The organism is Microbispora bryophytorum, assembly GCF_006874465.1.
Lineage (GTDB): Bacteria > Actinomycetota > Actinomycetes > Streptosporangiales > Streptosporangiaceae > Microbispora > Microbispora bryophytorum.
The window spans coordinates 171,557-180,968 of sequence record NZ_VIRL01000018.1; the positions used below are offsets into that span (position 1 = coordinate 171,557).

Annotated in this window: 6 protein-coding genes; 2 read left to right on the forward strand and 4 right to left on the reverse strand. The window is 69.7% G+C overall.

Annotation, left to right across the window (positions count from 1 at the left end):
• The first annotated feature begins 42 nt into the window (after positions 1-42).
• Complete coding sequence (locus FLX07_RS27855; protein WP_142574636.1) at positions 43-489, forward strand: GNAT family N-acetyltransferase; 447 nt, start codon at positions 43-45, stop codon at positions 487-489.
• On the opposite strand, the gene FLX07_RS27860 is transcribed toward FLX07_RS27855, so the two are convergent.
• Positions 460-2,508, reverse strand: coding sequence for a molybdopterin-containing oxidoreductase family protein (locus tag FLX07_RS27860; protein ID WP_142574637.1), 2,049 nt, complete (start codon positions 2,506-2,508; stop codon positions 460-462). The two genes, FLX07_RS27855 and FLX07_RS27860, sit on opposite strands and share 30 nt — an antisense overlap.
• A 46-nt stretch (positions 2,509-2,554) precedes the next feature.
• The gene (locus FLX07_RS27865; protein WP_142574638.1) at positions 2,555-2,992 is read right to left on the reverse strand and encodes an RpiB/LacA/LacB family sugar-phosphate isomerase; all 438 of its coding nucleotides are present in this window, start codon (positions 2,990-2,992) and stop codon (positions 2,555-2,557) included.
• 62 nt (positions 2,993-3,054) lie between these two features.
• Between FLX07_RS27865 and FLX07_RS27870 the strand changes: the two genes are divergently transcribed.
• Positions 3,055-5,460 (forward strand): lysylphosphatidylglycerol synthase transmembrane domain-containing protein, encoded by a 2,406-nt coding sequence (locus FLX07_RS27870; protein WP_229689917.1) that lies wholly within the window; start codon positions 3,055-3,057, stop codon positions 5,458-5,460.
• Between the two features lie 261 nt (positions 5,461-5,721).
• Here the strand turns inward: FLX07_RS27870 and mgrA are convergent, their stop codons facing one another.
• Together mgrA and FLX07_RS27880 are read right to left on the reverse strand one after the other, a co-directional pair.
• The gene (gene mgrA, locus FLX07_RS27875) at positions 5,722-6,747 is read right to left on the reverse strand and encodes an L-glyceraldehyde 3-phosphate reductase (protein ID WP_142574639.1); all 1,026 of its coding nucleotides are present in this window, start codon (positions 6,745-6,747) and stop codon (positions 5,722-5,724) included.
• A complete protein-coding gene (locus FLX07_RS27880; protein WP_142574660.1) occupies positions 6,744-8,789 on the reverse strand; it encodes a S9 family peptidase in 2,046 nt (681 codons plus the stop codon). The genes mgrA and FLX07_RS27880 overlap by 4 nt, the downstream gene beginning before the upstream one ends.
• Positions 8,790-9,412: the final 623 nt, after the last annotated feature.

Genomic DNA, 9,412 nt, shown 5'->3' on the forward strand with positions numbered 1-9,412 from the left:
TCCCTGAGCCGCCCCTGACACCCCCCGGTTAGGCTCCCCGGTATGGATCTGCACTACCGTACGGCCCGGCGCGAGGACGTCCCCGTCCTCGTGGCGATGATCAACGAGGACCCGATCACCGCCGCCCGTTCGTCCTCCGGGGGGCCGGACTACGACGCCGCCTTCGAGGCGGTGGACGCCGACCCGCGCAACGAGTTGATCGTGGTGGAGTCGGACGGCGACGTGGTGGGGACCATGCAGCTCACCTACATTCCCGGGCTGTCGCGGCGGGGCGGCGAGCGCGCGCAGATCGAGGCGGTCAGGGTCGCCGTGCCGCACCGCAACCGGGGAATCGGCCGGGAGATGATGCGGTGGGCGGTCGAGCGGGCCCGGGAGCGCGGCTGCGCGCTGGTGCAGCTCACCTCCGACAAGGCCCGCACTGAGGCCCACCGCTTCTACGGCTCGCTCGGCTTCACCGCCTCACACGAGGGGTTCAAGCTCGCTCTGTGACAGCGGGGCGACGTCGACGAAGTTGTCGTGGTAGACCGCTCCCCGGCCCATGTCGGCGTCCCTCTCGTCCACCAGCGCGTTCGGGTTGGCGCCGTCCGACAGCTTCGGCCAGTGGCCCTTCGGCGCCGCCACCACCCCCTGCGCCACCCGGTCGCTGACCTCCACGTACGCCCTGAACTCGCCGTTGCCGTTGAAGACCCGGGCGGCCTGCCCGTCCACGAGACCCCGGGACGCGGCGTCGGCCGGGTTAACCAGCACCCGCGGGCCCTTCGACCGCTTGCGTAGCTCCGGGTTGTTGGCGAACTGCGTGTTCAGGAACGTGTGCGCGGCCGGTGTGATCATCACGAGCGGGTGCGGCCGGTCGGCGGGAGCCGTACGGGCGGTGAGCGAGGGGACGTAGCCCGCGACCCGCGGCAGCCCGTCGGCCTCGGCCTTCGCGGAGGCGAACTCCAGCCGCCCGCTCGGCGTCGGGAAGCCCTTGGTGAACGGCACGAACGGGTCGGCCACCGGAAGCCGGGCCCACCCCTGCTTGCGGCACTCCTCCAGCGGGATCCCCGCCTGGGCGAGCGTCTGCCCGGCCAGTTCGAGGTCGCTGTCGTAGAGGGACGGCTCGGTCAGGCCCATCAGCCGGGCGAGCCGGCGGAAGGTCTCGGTCGTGGACAGGCACTCGCCCGGCGGCTCGACCGCGGGCTCGTTCCACACCATGTACATGTGCCCGTAGCCGTGGTGCACGTCCAGGTGCTCGATCTGCATGGTCGCGGGCAGCACATAATCGGCGTAGTCGGCGGTGTCGGTCGGGAACTGCTCCATCACCACCGTGAACAGGTCCTCCCGCTCCAGCGCCGCCCTGATCCGGTTCTGGTCCGAGGTCGAGCCGAGCGGGTTGGCCGCGTAGACCCACAGGCACTTGACCGACTCGTCCAGTCCGTCGGCCAGCCGCGTCATCGTGAGCGTACGCACGGGGTGGGGGAGCAGGTCGTCGCGCGGGTCGGGGCCCGTGGGGGCATATCCCGAGGTGGAGTAGGCCACGCCGCCGCCCGGGTGGCGCCAGTCGCCGGTGACGCCCGGGATGCAGGCGATCACGCGCATCGCGGCCCCGCCGCCCGCGTGCCGCTGGATGCCCATCGTGGCCCGGATGCCGGTCGGCCGGGTGTGCGCGAGCCGTACGCCGAGGGCGCGGATCCGCTCCTCGGGCAGGCCGGTGATCTCCGCCACCAGTGCCGGGGGGTGCCTGCGGATCTCGGCCTCGAACTCGTCCCAGCCGGTCGTGTGCTCCTCGATGTACGCGCGGTCCTCCGTGCCCTCCTCCAGCACGACGTGCAGCAGGCCGAGGGCGAGCGCCGCGTCGGTGCCCGGCCGGATCGGCAGGTGCTCGTCCGCCTGGTCGGCCGTACGCGTGCGGATGGGGTCGATCGCCACGACGTACGCCCCGGCGGCGCGGGCGTCCTGGACGAACTTCCACATGTGGTGGCCGCTGGTCAGCGTGTTGGTCCCCCACAGCAGGATGAGCCGCGACAACGCGAACGTCTCCGGGTCCATGCCGCCGGGAGTCCCGTTGACGTACCGCAGCCCGTCGTTGCCGGCCCGCGCGCAGATGTTGAGGTCGTGCCGGGACGCGCCGAGGGTGTTCCAGAACCGCCGACCGGCCTGACCCGACTCGCCCTGGACGTAGCCGAGCGTCCCGGTGCCCTGGTAGGGCCAGATCGACTCGCCGCCGTGCTCCTCGACGATCGACGTCAGCTTGGCGGCGATCTCCGACAGCGCCTGGTCCAGGCTGATCCGCTCGAAGCGGCCGGAGCCCTTCGGCCCCACCCTCTTCAAGGGGTGGAGAACGCGGTCGGCCGACCGCACCTGCTCCAGGTAGCGGTTGACCTTCACGCACAGGGCCCCGCGCGTGTAGGGATGGTCGTGATTGCCGCGCAACCCGACGGCCTCGCCGTCGCGTACGGTGACCACCCAGGAACAGGTGTCGGGGCAGTCGAGCGGGCAGGCACCGAGGACGGGTAGCGACGTGCTCATGGCATCGACGGTAGCGCGCCGCTCCCCGCCGTCCCACGGGCGGTCTCTACCGGATTTCCCGCACGTACGCGACGTTCGCGGCGTCCTCGGGGTCCGTGCTGGGCGTTTCCGAGAACCAGGCGTCCAGAATCTCCGTCAGAACCTGCGGGGAGGTGAGGCGGAGACTGAGCGCGAGCGCGTTGGCGTCGTTCCACTTGCGGGCGCCCGCGGCGGTGGCGGCGTCGGTGCACAGCGCCGCCCGCACTCCCGCTACCTTGTTTGCCGCTATGGATGCGCCGGTGCCGGTCCAGCAACAGACCACGGCCTGGTCCGCGCGGCCCTCCGCGACGTCCCTCGCCGCGGCGGAGCAGCACCAGGCCCAATCGGCACGGTCGCCGGGGGCCAGTGCTCCATAGAGTGTGACTGAATGGCCGCGCCGTTCCACCTCGGTCACAAGCATCGACGCGATCCCGTCGAGGCTGTCCGAGGCCAGGGATATACGCATGCCGTCAATTGTGGACGTCAATTGTGGACACCGAGTGCGAAGATCGCACAGAATCGCTGGTGGTGAGAGGCATCAAGGAGCAGGACCTAACGCTGGACACTCCTGGCCAAGGAGCTGTCCTCGTCGTCGAGCCTCTGCTGCCGCAGCGGATCCGCCGTCCTTCCGACGCGCTGCGGTTCCTGCTCACGCTGCTGGCCCTCGTCGCCGTCACCCTGATGGCCCTGGCCCTGCAGCGCACGCTGAACGGCCTGGAGACCGACGTCCAGGCGGGCACCGGCCGCGCCCCCGAGGTGCTGTCGGCCGCCGCCGGGCTGCTGGGCGGCGTCGCCGTGCTGATCGTCCCGGTCGCGTTCGCCGTCGAGCGGGTCTTCCACCGCGACGGCATGCGCGTCACCCAGGGGCTGATCGCCGCGATCCTCGCCCTGCTGGTGTCGTACGCGCTGGACGAGTGGCTGGTCGAGGCAGGCCCCGCCGACCTGGTGCAGCTGCTCACCGGCGGCAGGGACGTTGAGCCGCTCAACACCGTCCTCACCCCCGCCATCGCGTACGCCACGGCCGTGCGGATGAGCCGGCGCCCGCACTGGCGGGCACTCATGTGGGTCGCGCTGGCCCTCGACGTGTTCGCGCTGTTCACCGCCACCAAGGTCACCGCGCTCGGCGTGATCATGACGTACGTCGTCGGCCTCGCCGTCGGGTTCGGCACGCTCTACGGCATCGGCAGCGCGAACACCAGGCCGCCCGGCAGCGCCGTGCTGGCGGCGCTGCGCAGGCTCGGTTTCACGCCGGTCGGCGCCAGGCGAGTGGAGGACGACAGCTCGGGCAGCCGCCGCTATCTGGTCGGCCTCGCCGACGAGCGGCGGATCGACGTGACCGTGCTCGATCGCGACCGGCAGGTGGCGGGCGTCGTCTACCGGCTGTGGCGGCGTTTCCTGCTCAACAACGAGACCCGGCGCAGGGCCATCCGCTCGCTGCGGGCCGAGCTGGAGCGCGAGGCCCTGATGGCGTACGCCGCGCAGGCCGCCGGGGTGCGACTGCCGCGCCTGCTCGGCACGAGTGAGGTCGGCACCGAGGCCGCGCTGCTCGCCTACGAACACGTGGACACCCGGCCGGTGAGCGACCTCCTCGACGAGGACTTCGACGACGAGTTGCTGGAGCGGATGTGGGAGCAGGTCCGGCTGCTGCACGCGCAGCGCCTGGCCCACCGGCACCTCACCGGCGAGAGCATCCACGTCGACGCCCATCGGAACGTCTACCTCGTGGACGCCCGCAGTGGGGAGATCGCGGCAGGCGACCTGCTGCTGCGGCTCGACATCGCCCAGCTCCTCGCCTACCTCGGCACCCGCGTGGGAGCCGAGCGCTCCGTCGGGTCGGCGGCGAAGGTCCTGGGGGAGAACACGCTGGCCGGGGCGATGCCGCTGCTCCAGCGCATCGCGCTGAGCCGGGACACCCGGACGGCCGCGCGGCGGGACAGGAAGCTCCTGCCCGCCATCCGCGAGCAGATCACCGCGCTGAAGCCGCAGGTCGAGGTCGAAGAGGTGCGGCTCGAACGGTTCCGTCCCCGGACGCTGGTGACGATCCTCGTCAGCACGCTCGGCGCCTACCTGCTGCTCACCCAGCTCAGCCGGGTCAACCTGATCAGTGTGATCACCACGGCGAACTGGGCGTGGAGCGGCGTCGCGCTGGTCGCCGGCGCCTTCAGCTACGTCGCGGCGGCGATCATGCTGCGTGGGTTCGTGCCCGAGCCGCTGCCGCTCGGCCGCACGGTCCTGGCCCAGCTCGCCGCGTCGTTCGTGAAGCTCGTCGCGCCCGCCGCGGTCGGCGGCGTCGCCCTCAACACCCGCTACCTGCAGAAACGAGGCGTCCCGCCGGCGGCGGCGGTGACCAGTGTGGGGGCTTCGCAGCTCATCGGCCTGGCCATGCACATCATGCTGCTGCTGCTGTTCGGCTACCTCACCGGAACGCAGGCCGCTCCGTCCCTCACCCCGTCTCGGGGCCTGCTCGTCGTGTTACTCGGCATCGCGGTGCTCTTCCTGATCGTGCTGGCCGTGGGGCCGCTGCGCCGCTTGCTGACCACCCGCCTGCGTGCCATGTTCTCCGGGGTGATCCCACGGCTGCTCGACGTCGTGCAGTCACCCAAGAAGATGGTCGAGGCCGTGGGCGGAACGCTGCTGCTCACTCTCAGTTTCGTGATCTGCCTTGAGGCGTGCGTCCAGGCGTTCGGCGGCAAGGCCAGCTACACGGCCGTCGCGGTGGTGTTCCTGGCCGGCAACGCCATCGGCTCGGCCGCTCCGACGCCCGGCGGCCTCGGCGCGGTGGAGTACGCCCTGTCGCTCGGCCTCCAGGTCGCCGGGGTGCCGGGTCCCATCGCCACCTCGGCCGTGCTGCTGTTCCGGCTGATGACGTTCTGGCTTCCCGTCCTGCCCGGCTGGGCCTCCTTCGCCTACCTCCAGCGTCAGAACGCCCTCTGAGCCGTGTGGTGGGACCGGCGTGCGGTGGGGCCGGCGCCTCAGGCGCCGTGTGCCTGTGTGCCGTGTGCCTGTGTGCCCTGTGCCTGGTGCCTGGTGCTTGTGCTCCGGCGCACAGGCACCAGAGCCATGAGCCTGGGGCGCACGACCCTGAGCTTGCGAGCGTGGGCTCAGGGTCGTGAGCGCGGGAGCTCCGGGGTCACTGGCCTGAGCCACACGCCGCGACGCCGGCGCACCGGCCGGTGCGCCGGGACGTGTGGACGCTCATTCCGCGCTGGAAGCGGCCCAGAGATTGATCCCGCACTCGACCGCGTCCTTGTCGATCGCATTCAGCTCGTCCTGCGTGAAGTCGAGCCGGTTGATCGCGTCGAGGCTGTCGTCGAGTTGCTCGACGCTGCTCGCGCCGATCAGGACCGATGTCACCCGCGGATCGCGAAGCGCCCAGGCCAGGGCCATCTGCGCCAGCGACTGCCCGCGTTGCCCGGCGATCTCGTCGAGCCGCCGGACATGGCGCAGGCTCTCCTCCCTCAGCAGGGACGGATCGAGCGACTTGCCCTGGGCCGCCCGCGAGTCCTTCGGAATGCCGGCCAGATAGCGGTTGGTCAGCATGCCCTGCGCCAGCGGGGAGAACGCGATGCAGCCGGCGCCCTCCTCCTCCAGCACGTCGAGCAGCCCGCTTTCGATCCACCGGTTGAGCATCGAGTAGGAGGGCTGGTGGATGAGCAGCGGCGTGCCCATGTCCCGCAGGATCGCCGCGGCCTGCCGGGTCCGCTCCGGGGAGTAGGACGAGATGCCCGCGTAGAGCGCCTTGCCCGAGCGGACCGCGTGGGCGAGCGCGCCCATGGTCTCCTCCAGGGGCGTCTCCGGATCGAAGCGGTGGCTGTAGAAGATGTCCACGTGGTCCAGGCCCATCCGCTTCAGCGACTGGTCGAGGCTGGCGAGCAGATACTTGCGCGATCCCCAGTTGCCGTACGGACCGGGCCACATGTCGTACCCCGCCTTGGTGGAGATCACCAGCTCGTCACGGTACCTGGCGAAGTCCTGCTGGTAGAGGTGCCCGAAGTTGATCTCCGCGGACCCGTACGGCGGGCCGTAGTTGTTGGCAAGGTCGAAGTGGGTGACCCCGCGGTCGAAGGCTCGGCGGAGGATGGCCCGCTGCGTTTCGATCGGCTTGTCGTCGCCGAAGTTGTGCCACAACCCGAGCGACATCGCGGGCAGCCTCAGCCCGCTCCGTCCGGTCCGGTTGTACGGCATGGGCCCGTATCGGCCCTCGGCAGCCACGTAGCTCACTCGGTCACTCCAACTCGGTCGAGGATCCAGGAGAGCGCGAACGCCTCCTCACGCCAGGCGTCGTAACGGCCGCTGCGGCCTCCGTGGCCGGCGCCCATCTCGGTCTTCAACAAGAACGGGCCGCCCTGCGCGACGGCGCGGAGCCGGGCCATCCACTTGGCCGGCTCGTGGTAGAGCACCCGCGTGTCGTTGAGGCTGGTGGTCGCCAGGATCGGCGGGTATGGCCGGCCGTCGACGTTCTCGTAGGGCGAGTAGGTCTTCATGTACGCGTAGACCTCGGGGTCGTGCAGCGGGTCGCCCCACTCGTCCCACTCGGTCACCGTGAGCGGCAGCGACGGGTCGAGGATCGTGTTCAGCGCGTCCACGAACGGGACCTCGGCGACGATCCCCGCGAACTCCTCCGGCGCCAGGTTGGCGACCGCGCCCACGAGCAGACCACCGGCCGAACCGCCCCTGGCGATGATCTCGCCGGACCATCCCCCGGCCTTCAGATGCCGCGCGGACGCCACGAAGTCGGTGAAGCTGTTCTTCTTCCTGGTCAGCTTGCCGTCCTCGTACCACCGGCGGCCCATCTCGCCGCCCCCGCGCACGTGGGCGATCGCGAACACGAACCCCCGGTCCAGCAGCGAGAGCCGGGCCACCGAGAAGTAGGGGTCGATGGACGACTCGTAGCTGCCGTAGCCGTAAAGCAGGGTGGGAGCGGGCCGGTTCGTGTCCTTCCGGACCACGATCGAGATCGGGACCCTGGTGCCGTCCGGGGCGGTGGCCCACTCGCGGAACTGCTCGTAGTCGGCCGGGTCGTAACCGCCGAGGACCGCCCTCTGCTTGAGCAGGATCAGTTCACGCGAGCGCAGGTCGTAGTCGTACACCGACGGCGGAGTGACCATGGACGTGTAGCTGAGACGCAGCCGGCCGGTCTCGAACTCCGCGTTGCCGGTCGGCGCGACGTCGTACAGCGGCTCGGGGAAGGAGATCTCGTACGGCTCGCCGCCGTCGCCCGGCAGGATCCGGACACCCGTGAGACCGTCACGGCGGAAGTGGACGCTGATGTAGTCCTTGAACGCGTCCACGTCGAGCAGGCGCGTGTCGTCCCGGTGCGCGATCAGCGGAGTCCAGCTCCCCGGATCGTCGATGGGGGCGGTGGCGAGCTCGAAGTTCACCGCGCCGTCGTTGTGGAGGATGAGGAAGCGGTCGCCCGCGTGCTCCAGCCCGTACTCCACGCCGCTCTGCCGGGGCCGCACGACTGCGAACTCGCCTTCAGGGGTGCCCGCGTCGAGAACCCGGACCTCGCTGGTGATCTTGCTGCCCGAGGTCAGCACCAGATAGCGCTGGCTGCGAGTCAACCCGATGCCGACCCAGAAGCGCTCGTCGTCCTCCTGGTGAACGACGACGTCATCGGTCGAGCCGAGCGTGTGCCGGTGAATCCGGTACGGACGCCACGCCTCGTCCACCGTCGTGTAGAAGAACGTGGAGCCGTCGGCCGACCAGGCGCCGCCGTAGAAGACCCCCGGAATCTCGTCCGGGAGCAGTTCGCCCGTCTCCAGATCCTTGAACCGGAGAGTGAAGCGCTCGTCTCCGGAGAAGTCGGTCGAGTAGGCGAGCCTCGTGCCGTCGGGGCTGATCGAGCTGGTGCCCATGGAGAAGAAGGGGCTGTCGCCGGCGAGCTGGTTGCCGTCCAGAATCACCTGCTCGCCCGGGAGAGACGTGCCCGGCTCCAGTTGCGGCGGGCTGTCGCCGTCGGCGGCCACGCGGCACTGGATGCCGTACTGCTTGCCCTCTTCGGTCCGCGAGTAGTACCACCAGGCGCCCTTGCGGGTGGGCACCGACAGGTCGGTCTCCAGCGTCCTGCCCTTGATCTCCTTGAAGATGCTCTCCTGGAGGTCCTGCAGGTGACCGGTCATCTCCTGGGTGTAGGCGTTCTCCGCCTCCAGGTACGCGATCGTGTCGGGGTCGTCCTTCTTGAGCAGCCACGCATACTCGTCGACCACGGTGTCACCGTGATGCGCGCGCTCCAGGGGAACCTTCTTCGCCACAGGCGGCATGTCGCTCACCCGCCAAAGTCTATGTTCGCCATGGTCCCGCCCAGCCTCCTCACCGAGGCCTGTGGATAACCGGGCTGGGGGACAAGGGAGCCGTGGCCGGCGACTCGCGAGCCCACCTGCCCCGGGCGCGAGGTGGCGGAATACATCCGGGGCTCCAGGCGTTCGTTTCGAGTCGGGTCATGGCGGTGCCGGACCCTGGTAATCTTCTGGTGTCGGCGCGGTTCGGCGCACTTCTCTTCGATCACTTCGGTGGTTGTCTTGCCGTGTGCGGGCTTGTTGCCGGTGGCTTCTCGTGCTTTTCGATCTTTCTGGTTCGGTGGTTTTGCGTCGGGCTGGGGGTTCGGGTAAGTTAGAGGGGTTGCCCCGGAAACGGGGTGGTCGAATTCCTGTCGGTTGGCGGGTTTCGGGTCAAATTAGGTCCCGGTGGGGCGGATTTGACACGGAAGAGCCGGTCGGGAAGAATTAAGACCAGCAGGACAAAAGAAAAACAAAACGGTGAAACGCCCCGGAGTGCGGGACCTGTTAAAGGGTTTCGGGTGATGGTGGTCGCGTCCGTTTCTTGAGAACTCAACAGTGTGCTAAAAGCCAGTGCATGAATCATGCATGACCCCGTCATAGCGGCA